15 protein-coding genes are annotated in these 15,385 nt (G+C 51.7%); 12 read left to right on the top strand and 3 right to left on the bottom strand.

All coding sequences use genetic code 11. The features are described from left to right. Window positions 1-136 precede the first annotated feature (136 nt). A complete protein-coding gene (gene ybiO / locus D6029_RS17790; protein ID WP_120066069.1) occupies window positions 137-2,386 on the top strand; it encodes a mechanosensitive channel protein in 2,250 nt (749 codons plus the stop codon). Here ybiO and rlmF read toward each other — a convergent pair whose 3' ends face one another. Next, on the bottom strand, window positions 2,387-3,328 hold the full coding sequence (gene rlmF / locus D6029_RS17785; protein WP_120066068.1) for a 23S rRNA (adenine(1618)-N(6))-methyltransferase RlmF: 942 nt from the start codon (window positions 3,326-3,328) through the stop codon (window positions 2,387-2,389). Window positions 3,329-3,420: 92 nt separating this feature from the next. Between rlmF and D6029_RS17780 the strand changes: the two genes are divergently transcribed. From D6029_RS17780 to D6029_RS17740, 9 genes are all read left to right on the top strand, one after another. Then, window positions 3,421-4,047 (top strand): flavin reductase family protein, encoded by a 627-nt coding sequence (locus D6029_RS17780; RefSeq protein ID WP_120066067.1) that lies wholly within the window; start codon window positions 3,421-3,423, stop codon window positions 4,045-4,047. A 179-nt stretch (window positions 4,048-4,226) separates the two neighbouring features. Then, window positions 4,227-4,487 (top strand): DUF1471 family periplasmic protein McbA, encoded by a 261-nt coding sequence (mcbA, locus tag D6029_RS17775; RefSeq protein WP_120066066.1) that lies wholly within the window; start codon window positions 4,227-4,229, stop codon window positions 4,485-4,487. 364 nt (window positions 4,488-4,851) lie between these two features. Then, window positions 4,852-5,838 carry a TRAP transporter substrate-binding protein gene (locus D6029_RS17770; protein ID WP_120066065.1) on the top strand — a complete coding sequence of 329 codons (987 nt, stop codon included), beginning with the start codon at window positions 4,852-4,854 and terminating at the stop codon, window positions 5,836-5,838. Between the two features lie 72 nt (window positions 5,839-5,910). Continuing rightward, window positions 5,911-6,408, top strand: coding sequence for a TRAP transporter small permease (locus D6029_RS17765; RefSeq protein ID WP_120066064.1), 498 nt, complete (start codon window positions 5,911-5,913; stop codon window positions 6,406-6,408). Next, window positions 6,408-7,709 carry a TRAP transporter large permease gene (locus tag D6029_RS17760; protein WP_120066063.1) on the top strand — a complete coding sequence of 434 codons (1,302 nt, stop codon included), beginning with the start codon at window positions 6,408-6,410 and terminating at the stop codon, window positions 7,707-7,709. Before D6029_RS17765 ends, D6029_RS17760 begins: the two co-directional genes overlap by 1 nt. 210 nt (window positions 7,710-7,919) lie before the next feature. Beyond that, on the top strand, window positions 7,920-9,227 hold the full coding sequence (gene celB / locus D6029_RS17755) for a PTS cellobiose transporter subunit IIC (RefSeq protein WP_120066062.1): 1,308 nt from the start codon (window positions 7,920-7,922) through the stop codon (window positions 9,225-9,227). 7 nt (window positions 9,228-9,234) lie between these two features. Continuing rightward, entirely contained in the window at window positions 9,235-10,203 is a 969-nt protein-coding gene (locus D6029_RS17750; protein WP_120066061.1) for a glycosylasparaginase, read from the top strand. Beyond that, window positions 10,200-11,669: a leucyl aminopeptidase gene (locus tag D6029_RS17745; protein WP_120066060.1), complete on the top strand. Its 1,470-nt coding sequence runs from the start codon at window positions 10,200-10,202 to the stop codon at window positions 11,667-11,669. The genes D6029_RS17750 and D6029_RS17745 overlap by 4 nt, the downstream gene beginning before the upstream one ends. Further along, a complete protein-coding gene (locus tag D6029_RS17740; protein WP_120066059.1) occupies window positions 11,644-11,949 on the top strand; it encodes a PTS sugar transporter subunit IIB in 306 nt (101 codons plus the stop codon). The genes D6029_RS17745 and D6029_RS17740 overlap by 26 nt, the downstream gene beginning before the upstream one ends. Here the strand turns inward: D6029_RS17740 and D6029_RS17735 are convergent. Beyond that, complete coding sequence (locus D6029_RS17735) at window positions 11,946-12,767, bottom strand: helix-turn-helix domain-containing protein (RefSeq protein WP_120066058.1); 822 nt, start codon at window positions 12,765-12,767, stop codon at window positions 11,946-11,948. The two genes, D6029_RS17740 and D6029_RS17735, sit on opposite strands and share 4 nt — an antisense overlap. Before the next feature lie 359 nt (window positions 12,768-13,126). On the opposite strand from D6029_RS17735, the gene ybiJ reads away from it, so the two are divergent. Then, on the top strand, window positions 13,127-13,387 hold the full coding sequence (gene ybiJ, locus D6029_RS17730) for a DUF1471 family protein YbiJ (protein WP_120066057.1): 261 nt from the start codon (window positions 13,127-13,129) through the stop codon (window positions 13,385-13,387). A 240-nt stretch (window positions 13,388-13,627) separates the two neighbouring features. Here the strand turns inward: ybiJ and ybiB are convergent, their stop codons facing one another. Next, window positions 13,628-14,596: a DNA-binding protein YbiB gene (ybiB, locus tag D6029_RS17725; protein ID WP_120066056.1), complete on the bottom strand. Its 969-nt coding sequence runs from the start codon at window positions 14,594-14,596 to the stop codon at window positions 13,628-13,630. A 229-nt stretch (window positions 14,597-14,825) separates the two neighbouring features. Between ybiB and D6029_RS17720 the strand changes: the two genes are divergently transcribed. Then, a complete protein-coding gene (locus D6029_RS17720; RefSeq protein ID WP_120066055.1) occupies window positions 14,826-15,356 on the top strand; it encodes a fimbrial protein in 531 nt (176 codons plus the stop codon). Window positions 15,357-15,385: the final 29 nt, after the last annotated feature.

The following is a 15,385-nucleotide window of genomic DNA, read 5'->3' as shown; positions in this document are numbered from 1 at the left end:
TAACGGTTTTCTCCCTCTCCTGGGGGAGAGGGCCGGGGTGAGGGATAGCCACACCAGATAATTCCCGTTTTCTTACCGCCTCCCCCCTGCCCTCTATAATTATTCCTTTGTCTGACTTTCAGTCCGGAGGAACGCCGTGCCGCTACTCTTGCTCCTGCTGTGCATGTTTAGCTTTCAAACGCAGGCCGTGACTCTCCCGGCTGCCGCTGTCGCCGCTCAACAAAACTCTACTGCTCCTCCTGCCGAACCAAACCTCGAAGAGAAAAAGAAAGCCTATTCAGCTCTGGCGGATGTGCTGGATAACTCGCAATCGCGCAACGAGTTGATTGATCAGTTGCGCAAAGTCGCCGCCACGCCGCCGCCGGAACCGGTGCCCGCTATCGTTCCGCCAGAGCAACTAAGCGACGACAAAACGGTGCTCGAAAATGTCACCGATGTCAGTCGCCATTACGGTGGCGAACTCGCGCAGCGGTTTGCGCAGCTGCACCGCAACATTATGGGCGCGCCGCATAAGTCTTTTAATTCGCAAACTTTTTATAATGCGCTGACTCATTTTACGATGCTCGCCGTCAGCGTTTTCGCCTTCTATTTGTTGATTCGCGCTTGTATGACCCCGGTCTGGACGCGCATGGGCAAATGGGGGCGCAAAAAGAATCGCGACCGTTCGAGCTGGTTCCACCTGCCGCTGATGATCATCGGCGCGTTTGTTATTGATTTGCTTTTACTCGCCTTAACCCTTTTCGTCGGGCAAATCTTTAGCGACATGATGAACGCCGGAAGCCGCACCATTGCCCGCCAGCAAGGGCTTTTCCTGAATGCCTTTGCCTTAATCGAATTTTTCAAAGCGATACTGCGGTTAATCTTCTGCCCGCGCTTCCCGGATTTGCGCCCCTTCCCGGTCAGCGACCAAAGTGCGCGCTACTGGAATATTCGCCTCGCCGGTTTAAGCAGCCTGATTGGCTATGGCATTTTGGTGGCGGTGCCGATTATTTCCAATCAGGTGAACGTACAAGTTGGCGCGATAACCAACGTGTTGATTATGTTGTGCATCACGCTCTGGGCGCTGTATCTAATTTTCACCAACAAACGTGCTATTCAACAAAGCCTGATTCAACTGGCTGACCGCTCAATGGCGTTTTTCAGCCTGTTTATTCGCGCTTTCGCCCTGGTCTGGCACTGGCTGGCGAGCGCCTATTTTGTGGTTTTGTTCTTCTTCTCGCTGTTCGATCCGGGCAACAGCCTGAAATGGATGATGGCGGCGTCTCTGCACAGCCTGGCGATTATCGGTATTGCGGCATTCATCTCAGGAATGTTGTCCCGCTGGCTGGCGAAAACCATCGCCCTTTCGCCACAGGTTCAGCGCAATTATCCCGAACTGCAAAAGCGGCTGAATGGCTGGATTTCTGCTTTGCTGAAGCTGGCTCGCATTTTGACGGTGTGCGTGGCGGTCATGTTGCTGCTCAATGCCTGGGGGCTGTTCGATATGTGGGCGTGGCTTACCAACGGCACGGGTGAGAAAACCGTCGATATTCTGATTCGCATTGTGCTGATTCTGCTGTTCTCCGCCGTCGGCTGGACGCTACTGGCTAGCCTGATTGAAAACCGCCTGGCGTCCGATATTCATGGCCGCCCAATGCCGAGCGCTCGTACCCGCACGCTGCTCACTTTATTCCGTAACGCACTGGCAGTGGTGATCAGCACCATCACGATTATGATTTTGCTGTCAGAAATTGGCGTGAATATCGCGCCGTTGCTCGCAGGTGCCGGGGCATTAGGTTTAGCCATCAGTTTCGGGGCGCAAACCCTGGTGAAAGATATTATTACCGGCGTGTTTATCCAGTTCGAAAATGGCATGAATACCGGGGATTTAGTGACCATCGGGCCGATTACCGGCAGCGTGGAACGCATGTCGATTCGTTCGGTCGGCGTGCGCCAGGACACCGGGGCTTATCACATTATTCCATGGTCATCGATCACCACCTTTGCCAACTTTGTGCGCGGCATTGGCTCGTTTGTCGCCAACTACGATGTTGACCGCCAGGAAGATGTCGACAAAGCCAACCGCATTCTGAAAGAGGCGGTGAATGAATTGATGGAGCAGGAGGATATTCGCAAGCTGGTGATTGGCGAACCGTCATTTGCCGGGATTGTCGGCCTGACGAATCAAGCGTTTACCGTGCGCGTGTCGTTCACCACCCAACCCTTGAAACAGTGGTCGGTGCGGTTTGCATTAGACGGGATGGTGAAAAAGCACTTTGATGCGGCGGGAATACGCCCACCGGTGCAAACGGTGCAAGTCATGCAGCCGGGTGCCGATGGCGTTCAGGCGCTACAGGATGCGCAGGCAGCAGCCGGAACGCTGCCACCCGCAAATCCCACGGTATAACTATTTGTAACGCGTAGCAGCCCAACGAGCGCGCTGTGCGTCGTTCATAAAGGTCCAGGCGATGAAGCGGCTCTGTTTCTGGCCCTGGGCCATCTCTTTCTTCACCACTTTTTCCACGCCCGATTCCTGCAATGCGCGGTAAATCAGCGGCAGGTTTTCGCCACGCGATACCAGAGAGGTGAACCACTGCACCTGACGGCCAAATTCTTTACTCTCTTTCGCCATCTGGCTGACGAAAGCGACTTCGCCACCTTCACACCACAGCTCTTGTTCACGGCCACCAAAATTCAGTGCGCCGTCTTTCGCCTGGCCGAGGTTGACGCGTTTACGCTCGCTGCCGCTGCGTGCCGCCTGCGCGGAATCATGGAACGGAGGGTTGCACAATGTGGCGTCGAACATTTCATTCTTGTGGATCACGCCCGGCAAAATCGCGGTCGGGGTTTTCTGGCGACGCACACGAATCAGGCGCGAAAGCCCAGGGTTGGCATCAATAATCGCCGTTGCACTGCGCATCGCTTCCGGGTCAACGTCTGTGCCGGTAAAACGCCAGCCATATTCATGCTGCCCGATAAGCGGATAAATGCAGTTCGCCCCGACACCCACATCCAACACAGAAGCCTGAGAAGGCACCACGCCACCGTTCCCTTCTGCCAGCAAATCGGCCAGATGGTGAATATAGTCGGCACGACCTGGCACCGGCGGGCAGAGAAAACCTTCTGGAATATCCCAATGTTTCACACCGTAGAAATGGGCCAGCAGCGCCTGGTTCAACGCTTTCACCGCCAGCGGATCGGCAAAATCAACCGTCGTATCGCCGTGTGGGCCTGGGCGTAAAAACGCGCTCAGCGCCGGGCTACTTTGCGTCAGCGCCGGGAAATCATAACGGTTACGATGACGGTTGCGAGGGTGCAGACCCGGTTTGGTGGTGTCAGAGGTTTTCATTGCGGCTTCTCCTTGTGTGGGCGCGTAAGATACTCTGTGAAGCCAGCGGCGTAAACACGCCACGTCATTTTCATCACGAATGCAGAGGTTTTATGTCCGCAAAACGCTATTACTACGAACCTGCCGATGGCCACGGTTTGCCGCATGATCCGCTGAACGCCATTATTGGCCCGCGCCCTATCGGCTGGATTGCGTCGTATGACAGCCACGGAAACCGTAATCTGGCTCCCTATAGCTTCTTTAACTGCTTTAATTATCGCCCACCGATTATTGGTTTCGCCAGCAGCGGCTGGAAAGACAGCGTGCAAAATATTCTCGACACCAAAGAGTTCGTCTGGAACCTCACCACGCGGGAATTGGCCGAGCAGATGAATGAGACTTCCGCCTCCATTCCACACGGTGAAGATGAATTTGCTCGCGCCGGGTTAACCGCTGTGCCGGGGCGCAAAGTCAAAGCCAGTCTGGTGGCAGAAAGCCCGGTGAACTTTGAATGCCGCCTGTCGCAGTGCATTCAATTAACCCGCGCTGACGGTGCGGCCATTGATACCTGGCTGGTGCTGGGCGAAGTCGTCGCAGTTCACATTGATGAGTCATTGCTGATTGACGGTATTTATCAGACTGCTCTGGCAAAACCGGTGCTGCGCGCGGGTGGCCCATCGGCTTATTACACCATTGATGAAGCGCACCGCTTCGACTTGATTCGCCCGGACGCACGATAAAATCAGCAAAATCATGTACCTGTATCTGGCTGATTTGTAAGTATTTCGTCAAGTAATGTCGTTCAAAAAATGAGCATAAGTCCATCAGTTTTTTGCGTCTTTTAAATGGCGCATTGCACCTACACTTTTAGTGTTGATGTTTTTTTAATCGACCCCCTGAAAGTGATGAGGATGTGATTATGAAAAAATTGCTGTATTTTTCTGCGGTTGTCACCCTTGCGGCATTACCGTTTGCGACCATGGCAGCCCAACAAATGTCCGATATCAACACCAGTGGGCTACGCCCGGCAGGAACCGTTTCGGTGACTGGCGCGGCGAGTCTTGACGATCTACAAACCAAGCTTGGAGAAAAAGCGAAAGAAGAAGGAGCAAAAGGTTTTGTTGTTAACTCGGCTAGTGGTAATGAACGCATGTTCGGCACCGCGACTATTTATAAATAGTCTCAATTCTATTTCCCGGAAATATCCCGCGTAACGGTTTCCCGTATCAGGAAACCGTTATTTTATTGTTAAGATTAGGTGTCAAATAATCTTAAATAAATAGCCATAGTATTTCCGCACCAATACCTCGGTATTTCCTTGCATTCAAAGTTCTAATCAGAAAATTAATTCCCGCACACCAAAAAATTTATTTATTAATAATTCCCGGAAGGTGAGCAGGGACACAAAAAAGATCTAAACCAATCCTGTTAGACTAAAAATGTGAAGTCAACACAACATGGTTATCGGACAAATACAATAAGCTGTCATACAGCAATCGCTATCTCGCAATATCACTTAACCTTTTTTGCAGGGAGCATTATTGATGAAACTTTTTACCCTACCACGCCAGCTACTGTGTGCCTCGCTAATAACTTTATGCGCCACAGGCGCAAATGCCGCAGATAAAATAACCCTGAAACTCGCGCATAATCTGGAACGCAGCCACGTTGTGCATCTGGCCTTTGAAGAATTAGCCAAAGAGGTACAACAACTTTCTGACGGTAATATGCGTATTCGTATTTACCCGAGTAGCCAAATGGGTAGCGCCCGCGAAACACTAGAATTATTGCAAAATGGTGCGCTGGATATGACCAAAGGCTCGGCCAGTGATTTGGAATCTTTTGACAATACTTACGCGATTTATAATTTACCGTATTTATTTAAAGACCAGGCGCATTTTAATCGCGTGGTGTTTGGTGAAGTCGGCAAAGAAATTATGGAATCGACGAAAGATAAAGGGTTCTTTGGTATTTCCGCTTACGTTGCGGGCACCCGTAGTTTTTATGCAAAAAAACCAATTACCAAACCAGAAGATTTAAAAGGGCTGAAAATTCGCGTACAAGCCAGCCCAACGACGCTGAAAATGGTGGAATTAATGGGCGGTTCCCCCACTCCTATTTCCTTCGGCGAAGTGTATACCGCCATGCAGCAAGGCGTGGTCGATGGTGCTGAAAATAACGTGCCGTCATGGGTTCAGACTCGCCATATCGAGATCGCTAAAGTGTTCTCGGAAGATGAACATACTTCCATTCCAGACTTCCTCGTGATCTCGACCAAAACCTGGGCGAAGCTCTCCCCTGAACAGCAGCAAATCCTGATGAAAGCGGCAAAAAATTCCGAAGCGTATCAACAAAAGCTTTGGGAGAAAGTCGATGCCGATTCCCGTGCTCAGGCTAAAGCCATGGGCGCGACGATTCTCACCGTTGATAAAGCCCCGTTCCGTGCCGCTGTAAAACCGCTGTATGACGACTTCGCCAAAGATCCAAAACAGGCCGCGTTGCTGGCTAAATTTGAATCCGCTGCTGAGTGATTTAGAACGGTAAGTTTCAGCGGGTGATCAGTCATCGCCCGCTCGTCCAGGTTAAATTTCAGGTATGCAAACATGATACTTAAGCCCATAAAGCTTGCGGTAGACCGGACTATTGCCACATTTTCTGTGCTGGTGATGGTCGCTCTGGTCGTCTGCGTGGTGTGGCAGGTTTTCAGCCGCTACGTCCTCAACCAGCCCAGCACCCTCACCGATGAACTGGCGCGTTTTCTGATGATTTGGGTGGGTCTGTTGGGCGCATCCTATACCGTTGGTGCGCAACGCCATCTGTCCATCGATTTTCTTGCCATGATGCTGCCAGACCATAAAAAGCCGTTGCTCGGTATTCTCATCAACACGCTGGTGTTGCTGTTCTCGGGCGCGGTGATCGTCAACGGCGGCCTGAAGCTGATTGAAAAAACCTTAGCCACTTCGCAGCTCTCCGCGGCGTTACAAATTCCGATGGGGTATGTCTACATTGTGCTGCCATTAAGCGGCGCAATCATGATGTTTTACTCGCTCTATTTTATCCTGACCGACGCTCACACTCTGGTCAGCAAGGAAGGGAAATAATGGAAACTTATATCGCCCTCACTTTATTTGGCGCGTTCTTCGTGCTGGTGTTTATCGGCGTTCCGATTTCATTTGCCATTGGCATTGCCACCGTTTCTTCAATGCTGCTGATGTTCCCGTGGGATGTGGCAATCATCACCGTTTCACAGCGCCTCGCTAACGGGCTGGATAACTTTGCGCTGCTGGCAATCCCGTTCTTTATCTTTGCCGGAACCCTGATGAACAGCGGCGGCATAGCCATCCGCTTAATCAACCTCGCGCAAATTATGGTTGGGCGTATTCCAGGTTCCCTCGGCCACGTTAACGTGCTGGCGAACATGATGTTTGGTTCAATCTCCGGTTCAGCAGTAGCAGCCGCCGCAGCCGTTGGCGGCACGCTTTCGCCGATTCAAAACAAAGAAGGTTATGACCCGGCGTTTTCCACGGCGGTTAACGTTTCATCCTGTATTACCGGGTTGCTGATCCCGCCTTCTAACGTGCTGATCGTTTTCTCGCTAACAGCGGGTGGCGTTTCGGTAGCCTCATTGTTTATGGCCGGTTATTTGCCGGGCATATTAATGGGCCTGTCAGTTATGTTGGTGTGCTGGATTATCTCCAAACGTCGCGGTTATCCGGTATCAGCGCGTCCAACTTGCGCGCAAGCCTTCAAAGCGTTTCTTGATGCGCTACCAAGTTTGCTGCTGGTGATTATCGTTATGGGCGGGATTCTGGGCGGCGTCTTTACCGCGACAGAAGCCTCAGCCATCGCGGTGGTGTACACCTTTGTGCTCTCGGTGCTTATCTATCGTGAAGTGAAATGGCGTGATTTACCGAAACTGATTCTTGATTCAGTGGTCACAACTTCCATTGTTCTGCTGCTGATTGGCTTCTCGGTGGGCATGTCATGGGCGATGACCAACGCCGATATTCCGTACATGATCAGCGACACGCTGATGGGCATTTCCGATAACCCGCTGGTGATTCTGCTGCTGATCAACATTGTGCTGCTGATTGTCGGCATCTTCATGGATATGACGCCTGCGGTGCTGATCTTCACGCCAATCTTCCTGCCGATTGCCCAGGATTTGGGGATGGATCCGGTTCATTTCGGCATCATGATGGTGGCGAACCTGTGTGTCGGCTTGCTGACACCGCCAGTGGGTAGCGCATTGTTTGTCGGTTGTTCGATTACAGGCGTTAAAATTCAGAATCTTATCAAGCCATTGCTGCCCTTCTACGCCGCGCTGTTTGTCTCGCTGATGCTGATAACCTATGTTCCTGCAATTTCCTTGTTCATTCCTAAATTGCTCGGACTGATGTAAATCCTGCCACACGGTGGATGACGCTGGCGCTTCAGTTCCTTCCGTAGGTCGGATAAGCGCCAGCGTCATCCGACAGCTAACCTCAGCCTAAGCAATCACTTGATACTTTTATTAACCATCTGTGAATTAACTCACTTTTTTCACCGCTAACAATCTCTACTGTATGCAGCACAAGAATTGTCTCTTGTGATTCCTTACGGAGCGGTAACAATGAAAAACCTGATGGCCGCAATAGAAGCAAAGCTGATGCCCCTTGCCGGAAGAATGGCGCAACAACGCCACCTCGGGGCCATTCGCGATGCGTATATCTCGTTTATGCCGTTTATTATTGTCGGTTCAATCCTGCTGGTTATCTCCTCTTTCCCAAGCACAGCCTATCAACAGTTTATGGCGTCGATTTTTGGTGAAGGTTGGTCAGCCACCATCGAAATTCCGTTTAATGCCATTTTCTCCACCATGGCGGTGTTCATTAGTTTCCTCGTCGCCTATCGTCTGGCGGAGCGCTACGACATCGACAAAATGTCAGCCGGGATTTTGTCTCTCTCCTGCTTTTTGATCCTCACGCCTTTTGCCAAAACAGCCGAAATCGGCAACCTGATCCCGATGGAATGGCTGGGTTCTAAAGGCCTGTTTGTGGCGATGCTGGGTGCGATTGCCAGCACGGAATTGTTTGCCTGGATGCTGAGCCGAAACTGGGTGATTCGTATGCCAGACGGCGTGCCGCCTGCGGTGCAAAAATCCTTTGCGGCGTTGATTCCCTCGCTGCTGATTCTGGTAATTGCGCTGGCGATTCGCGTGCTGTTCGCCCGCACCGATTACCACACCATTCACCAGTTCGTTTATGAAGTGCTGGCAACGCCAATCCGCCACTTCGGCACCTCTTATGTTGGCGCGCTGTTTACCTGTTTCAGCATCACCAGCCTGTGGTCGGTTGGGATTAACTCCGGTTCGATGGTCAACGGCATCCTGCGTCCCTTCTGGATGGAAAACCAGATGGAAAACCTGACCGCCACGCAGGCAGGTTTGTTGCCACCGCATGTTGTCACCGAGCAGTTCTACGACATGATTTGGATGGGCGGCGCGGGTGCCACTTTGTCTCTGGTGATTGCTATGCTGCTGTTTGCCCGCAGCCAGCACATTAAGAACGTTTCGCGCCTCGCGGCGGGTTCTTCCCTGTTCAACATTAACGAGCCGGTGCTGTTTGGCCTGCCGGTGATCATGAACCCGATCATGCTTATCCCATTCAACCTGGTGCCGCTGGTGCTGGTCACCGTGCAATACATCGCCATGTCGATAGGTTGGGTCGCCACCACTACCGGGGTTTATATCCCATGGACGCTGCCTCCGGTACTGAGCGGATTTATCGTTACCGGGCATCTCAGCGGTGCTGTTATTCAGCTAATCAATCTGTTGATTGGCGCCATCATCTATCTGCCATTCCTGAAAGTCGTGGACAAGCAATACCGGGCGAATGAAACCCCGGAAATTTCAGCCACCACTAAACCCGCCACGGAGTAAGTAAAACATGACGTTATCGAAAAACTGGGGCGTGATAGCGACCTGGCGTATGGCCTGGGAAGGGATCAGCGAGGCCGCGCAACTGTTACAAACACAAAGCGACGCCGCTTCGGCTGCGGTTCAAGCGGTAAAGTGCGTGGAGGATTATCCCTTCTATAAATCCGTCGGCTACGGCGGCCTGCCCAACGAGCAGGGTCTGGTTGAGCTGGACGCCGCATTTATGGACGGCTCCACACTTGCCATCGGCGCAGTAGCCAGCATCCGTGATATCGCTAACCCGATTCTGGTCGCACAAGCGTTAAGCCGTGAGCGTTTTAACAGCTTTATGGTTGGCGAAGGAGCACAAACCTGGGCTTTCGCGCAGGGCTTTGAGCGCAAAAACATGCTGACCGACCGTGCGCACCAGCATTACCTGAAACGCAAACGCGAAACGCTGGATCGCTGCCTCAGCCCGTACACCGGGCACGATACAGTTGGCGTGATCACCCTCGATCAGAATCAGCAAATGTGCGTCGCCACCTCCACCAGCGGCTTGTTTATGAAGCGCCCTGGCCGCGTGGGCGACTCGCCGGTTTCCGGTTCTGGTTTTTATGCCGACAGCCAGATTGGTGCCGCCACCGCCACCGGCCTTGGCGAAGACTTGATGAAAGGCTGCATCAGTTATGAAATCGTCAGCCGCATGGGGCGCGGTATGTCGCCACAACAGGCGGCTGAATCCGCCGTTTATGACCTCGAAAGCCAGTTAATCGCCCGCTACGGTCGCGCCGGGGATTTATCGGTGGTGTGCATGAATAACCGGGGTGAATACGGTGCCGCCACGACTATCGATAACTTCTCGTTCTCCGTCGCCACGCCAGACCAAACGCCGACGGTGTTTTTAACCACCCGCGAAGGCAAACACACGCTGATTCGCCCAGCCGATCAAGCCTGGCTTGATGCCTATGTCGAACGTATTACCGCCGAGGTGATCGTATGAGATGCCAGTTATCGACACTGTCGAAATGCCCGGCAGACGCACATTTACTAGTGTGGAAAACACACGCCAATGCGTGGCCGCAGACGCTGCGCCCGCTGCTGGATGAAATGGCGCTGCGTGATGAATCACAAACCACGGCTTTCGGTTTAAGCAGCCTTTGCCAACAGCTGACGCTTTTATCTTCTGCTGACATTGAGCGCCCCGACGTTTTGCGCCAGATAACGGAGTATCTGAATACCGTTTTGGCAACCCCAGCTTCACACCCCATAGCTATCGATATTTCCGCTTTTGATCTGGCAAACAATGTGGTGTTCGCCCGCCTGCGCACGCTGTTAGTGGCGGTGATCAACCGTTTCTATCAGCTGCCGCAACTCGGTTACAAGGCAGAACAACCCGCCAGCAACGGGCAACTTTGGCTATTAACCCCGGAGCACAGCGCGCAAGCAACGGAACTGGCGGCACAAACGCAGGCCATTGCTCAGGGCATGTTGCTTTCCCGAAAACTTGCCGATACGCCAGCCAACGATTGCCGTCCGCTAGATGTGGCACAGCAGGCTGCAAACTGGGCTTCCGCGCACCCGCAAACCCATTGTGACATCCTTGATGAAAACGCCATTCGCGAACTCGGCATGGGTTGCCTGGATGCCACAGGAAAAGGCAGCAACAACCCGCCGCGCCTGGTGACGCTGCGCTGGCAAGGGGCGGCTGAAAATGCGCCGTACTACGCATTCGTCGGCAAAGGCATCACGTTCGATACTGGCGGAATGTGGCTGAAAGAAGGCGAAGGGATGCGCACCATGAAGTACGACATGTGCGGTGCCGCTACGGTTTTCGGGTTGATGGAAACCGTTAAAACGCTGCAACTGCCGCTCAACGTGGTCGCGGTGATGGCGCTGGCAGAAAATATGCCGGGCGTTGACGCCATGCTGCCGGGTGACGTGGTGAAATCGCACGCCGGTCATAGCGTTGAAATTATTAATACCGACGCCGAAGGCCGCCTGGTTTTGGCAGATGCGCTGAGTTACGCCGCCACGCGCTTTAATCCGGCGGCATTAATTGACGTCGCCACCCTGACGGGGGCTGTCGTCAAAGCGCTCGGTTATGACATATCCGGCATGATGAGTAACGATTCCCTTCTCAGCCAGCAGTTACAGCAGGCAGCCGACCTGACGCAAGATCGTGTCTGGCCGCTGCCGCTGGATGAAAGCTTTGATTCGCAAGTCAAAAGCCCTATCGCCGACTTCACCAACACGCCGCCCAATAATGCGGCCATTGCGGTGTCCGCCGCTCAATTCTTGAGTAAGTTTTGCCACAAGTCGCCATGGGCGCATTTAGATGTCAGCGGCACCGCGTTGAGCCGGGGTAAATACACCCAGGCCAGCGGACGCCCTGCTCTGTTACTGACGCAATTTTTACTCGATATCTGCAAAGGAAAGACAAATGAAAAAGATTCTGCTGGTATGTGATTTAGGCATGTCGACCAGTCTGGTGGTCAAACGCATGCAGGAAGCGGCGGTGAAACGTGGGCTTGAAGTTGAGATTCAGGCGAAGGGCATGAGCGATTTTAAAAACGTGATTACCGCTTTTGATTGCGCGCTTCTTGGCCCGCAAATCGCTTATAAACTGGCGGACTGTAAACAGATTGCCGCGCCGCTCAATAAGCGAGTGGAAACTATTAATATGATGGATTACGGCATGGTCAACGGGGAGAAAATTCTTGACCACGCATTGAGCCTGATTAACTAACGAGTTTTTAGCCACGCAGCCGGCGTGAGGTTTTTAAGTCGGCTGCGGATAATCCGCTTATTCAGCAAATCTTCAAATTCCAGCAACACCGCGCCAAAACCCAAACGCCTATCGTAGCGCTCGCCGTTGAGTAACTGTTCCAGCGTTTGCGCCCATTCGCCACTTGCTGCTCTTTCCTGCCAGGCTTCCGGCTGGGCTTCATCCAGCGGAACGTCGAGCCTTTGCGCCAGCTCCTGCGTCAGCTTCGTTGAGCAGGCAGTCAACGATTTCACTTTTAACAGTAAGCCCTGCTGCAAAAAACCCACCAGCGCATCAAGCGATTGCTGTTCGTCACGTTCACGCAATGCCACAGCCAAAAACCCAGAAACCGGGCAGCTAAAGGCCAGCAACGCGCCATGTTTATGGCTAATGCTTTCAGGAAGCGAAAACACATCAAGGCGTAAATGCCCGACGGGCTGCTTTAAATCAGGTTTCGACAGACGGGATTGCTGCCAGTTTTGCAACGTGCGGCTAACGCTTGCGCGGGAAATTCCCTGCTGAACGAGTAACTGTGCAGCTTCCACAAGCTCATCGAGAGAAAGCGATAATCGCACACGCAGAAAGACCAGCATCGCTTCTTGTTCGTGGCTCAGCGCACGATGAATGGTATTAGGCCGATGAGATTTGTCATAACAGTCATCTCGCTTACGCCAACGCCTGACGGTATCCACAGAAATGTTCAGCTCTTCCGCCAGTTCACTGTCGGTTTTGTCAGAGCTTTGAATATATTTGCGGGTACGTGGCGTGGTGGTGGCGTTGGAGTGCAGCTTGATCTCCATCGAACCTCTTCATCATGAGTTAAGTAAGATCTTCATTATAAAAGTAAGTGTCGCAGCGGAAAGAACAAATCCACACATTATCGTAAAAATAGCGCGCAAGCGATTGCAGGCCAGACCAGTTCTATCTTATGAAAAAAAGTAGCAAAAAATGCGGAAAGCGAAGCGGGATCTGGATCACACAATTAACAATGATGATTCGCTCGCTAATCATCACTCATTTCAATGATTTAACTCAACTTCAAAAAAATTGAACAAGGCCGTCAATTCTATTCGATTTTATATTCTGCTCAAAAGTGTGACCATAATCACATCGACGGAACAACGTCACCTTAAACAGAATAACCTGCGAGAAATTAACTATGAAAACCATCAAATATGCTGTAGCCGCTATCGCCCTGACCACTCTTTCTTTCGGTGCCATGGCTGCACAATCTATCAGCGCTGCTGACGCTCAGAACATGAACAAAATCGGCGTGGTTTCTGCTGACAACGCAACCACTCTGGATGGTCTGGAAGCGCAACTGGCTTCTAAAGCAGAACAAGCGGGCGCAAAAGCGTACTCAATCACTTCTGCTAACACCAACGGCAAAATGAGCGGTACTGCGGTTATCTATAAATAACCCTGCGGTATTGCACGGATTTTTACCCAAATAATTCAAGATGCATCGCGGCGGCAAGCGAATGAATCCCGATGAGCTTACATAAGTAAGTGATTCGGGTGAGTAAGCGCAGCCAACAAAGAGGCAGCTTGAAGTATGACGGGTACACCCTCATATTTGGAGCTCTGCTCCACCCTGTTTGACTCTGTTATACCCTTGTTGCCCGCGGCTCTTTACCGCGGGCTTTTTTTTGCCTGTTTATCAGAATGTCTGATTAACGCGAAGCAAACCATCTTCAAACGTCGCCACTTCACCCGTCGCCACCAGGCAGCACGCCATTTGTGTTTTCAATGATTGCGGGATGGGTTCTACACCTGCCACGCAGCGTTCAATCCAGCGCGCGGTCACTTCAGGATCTTTGCCAGCCGGCAATACCACTTCGCCTTCACTGGTTTCGGTCTGGCGTTCGCTTACCACTCGTTCGCCCAAACTATCAATCAACGTAATTTGCGGGCAGCGTTGCGGATTGGCATAAACTTCCCCTTCCGTGCCATGCATCAACAGGCCGCGCCCGCCAATATCAGCGAAGAACTTCGCCACTTTTGACACATATTCAGGATGGGAAACGCTGGCAAGACGCAGCGCTGCATCTTCTTCAAACGGCGTCGCTAGTTTTGCTAGCGTGTGCGCACTGTTTCGCACGCCCATGCGCCAGCGCATCGCGAGCTGATCTTCCATCGGCGGGCAAAGCGCGCTGATCGGGATATACACCGGATGATGCGAATCCAGTTTGGCTTGCGCCTGGCCCGCATGTAGCGTCGGTTCAATGCCCATCAGCGTAAAAATGGTTTCAGTTAACACACGAGTCGGATCGTGGCTGACGCCGTGCACCACCACCGGGAAGCCCAGGCGGTTTAGCAGCATCGCTAATAATGGCGTGAGGTTGGCTTGTTTGCGCGCACCGTTGTAAGACGGGATGACAATCGGCATCGGCTTGTTAACCGGCGGCGTCAGGGAGATTAAATGGTGCTTCATCGCGTCATAGAAGCCGAGCATTTCTGCCTCGCCTTCTCCTTTAATGCGCAACGCAATTAGTACGCCGCCTAGCTCCAGTTCCGGCACTTCGCCTCTGAGCATATGGGCATACAGGCCACGAGCGGTGTCAAAATCCAGATCGCGAGCATGGTTCTTACCGCGCCCGACTTCTTTAATGATCTTACGGTAATCCATCGGTTAATCCTTGCAAATTGAGTCGTGTGATGATGCCCGGACTAGCATATGCCAATATTCAACAAATGGGTGAATGAGCCAAATTGTTAGCTAACTACTTATATAGCATCATATTAATTTTCGCTAAATTATTCATTAAGCATTGACACATTGCAATACATACACGCGGTGAATATATTTGTTTCAACCCATCAGGGTAAAATGTTTTCTAACCTCTTAAGGATATTCAATGAAACGTGTAATTGCTTTGTCTCTTTTATCAAGTGCGTTTATCGCATCACCCGCTACTTTTGCCGCTAACGGTGAAGGCCAGGTTAATTTCACCGGTGAAATTCTCGATACCGCCTGTGAAGTCGTTAATTCACTTGCCGCACCACTTAATGTTCAAATGGGGAAAGTATCTAAAAATGTATTTACTGCCAAGGGTGATACGACTTCACCAGAGAGTTTTAATGTCATTTTAAGGAATTGCCCAGCGTCTGTTTCTACTGCTTCAATTACATTCTCTGGTACACCGGACACGAATAATGGAGATGTCCTCGCTATTTCTAGCGGTGCGGGTGTGGCAACAGGTGTTGGTATTCAGTTGCTCGATGAATCATTACAACCTTTGCCGCTATTCCAGGCATCTATTGATCATCCTTTAACTCCAGCGGTTGATAACGAATTGCATTTCGGGGCTCGTTATATTAGCACTGCCAGTTCTGTCACTGCGGGTGTAGCAAATGGCGTAACTAACTTCACCGTCGTATATAACTAATCTCCCGTCTAAGATTGTGAGTCTAACTC

Origin of the sequence: Buttiauxella izardii, from assembly GCF_003601925.1 — a bacterium.
Taxonomy (GTDB): domain Bacteria; phylum Pseudomonadota; class Gammaproteobacteria; order Enterobacterales; family Enterobacteriaceae; genus Buttiauxella; species Buttiauxella izardii.
Note: the sequence above shows the minus strand (reverse complement) of the source record. Positions and strands in the feature narration are given on the sequence as shown.

Coding starts and splice junctions, on each gene's coding strand:
- rlmF (WP_120066068.1), bottom strand. CDS start 3,328: ATGAAAACCTCTGACACCACCAAACCGGGTCTGCACCCTCGCAACCGT.
- D6029_RS17780 (WP_120066067.1), top strand. CDS start 3,421: ATGTCCGCAAAACGCTATTACTACGAACCTGCCGATGGCCACGGTTTG.
- mcbA (WP_120066066.1), top strand. CDS start 4,227: ATGAAAAAATTGCTGTATTTTTCTGCGGTTGTCACCCTTGCGGCATTA.
- D6029_RS17770 (WP_120066065.1), top strand. CDS start 4,852: ATGAAACTTTTTACCCTACCACGCCAGCTACTGTGTGCCTCGCTAATA.
- D6029_RS17765 (WP_120066064.1), top strand. CDS start 5,911: ATGATACTTAAGCCCATAAAGCTTGCGGTAGACCGGACTATTGCCACA.
- D6029_RS17760 (WP_120066063.1), top strand. CDS start 6,408: ATGGAAACTTATATCGCCCTCACTTTATTTGGCGCGTTCTTCGTGCTG.
- celB (WP_120066062.1), top strand. CDS start 7,920: ATGAAAAACCTGATGGCCGCAATAGAAGCAAAGCTGATGCCCCTTGCC.
- D6029_RS17750 (WP_120066061.1), top strand. CDS start 9,235: ATGACGTTATCGAAAAACTGGGGCGTGATAGCGACCTGGCGTATGGCC.
- D6029_RS17745 (WP_120066060.1), top strand. CDS start 10,200: ATGAGATGCCAGTTATCGACACTGTCGAAATGCCCGGCAGACGCACAT.
- D6029_RS17740 (WP_120066059.1), top strand. CDS start 11,644: ATGAAAAAGATTCTGCTGGTATGTGATTTAGGCATGTCGACCAGTCTG.
- D6029_RS17735 (WP_120066058.1), bottom strand. CDS start 12,767: ATGGAGATCAAGCTGCACTCCAACGCCACCACCACGCCACGTACCCGC.
- ybiJ (WP_120066057.1), top strand. CDS start 13,127: ATGAAAACCATCAAATATGCTGTAGCCGCTATCGCCCTGACCACTCTT.
- ybiB (WP_120066056.1), bottom strand. CDS start 14,596: ATGGATTACCGTAAGATCATTAAAGAAGTCGGGCGCGGTAAGAACCAT.
- D6029_RS17720 (WP_120066055.1), top strand. CDS start 14,826: ATGAAACGTGTAATTGCTTTGTCTCTTTTATCAAGTGCGTTTATCGCA.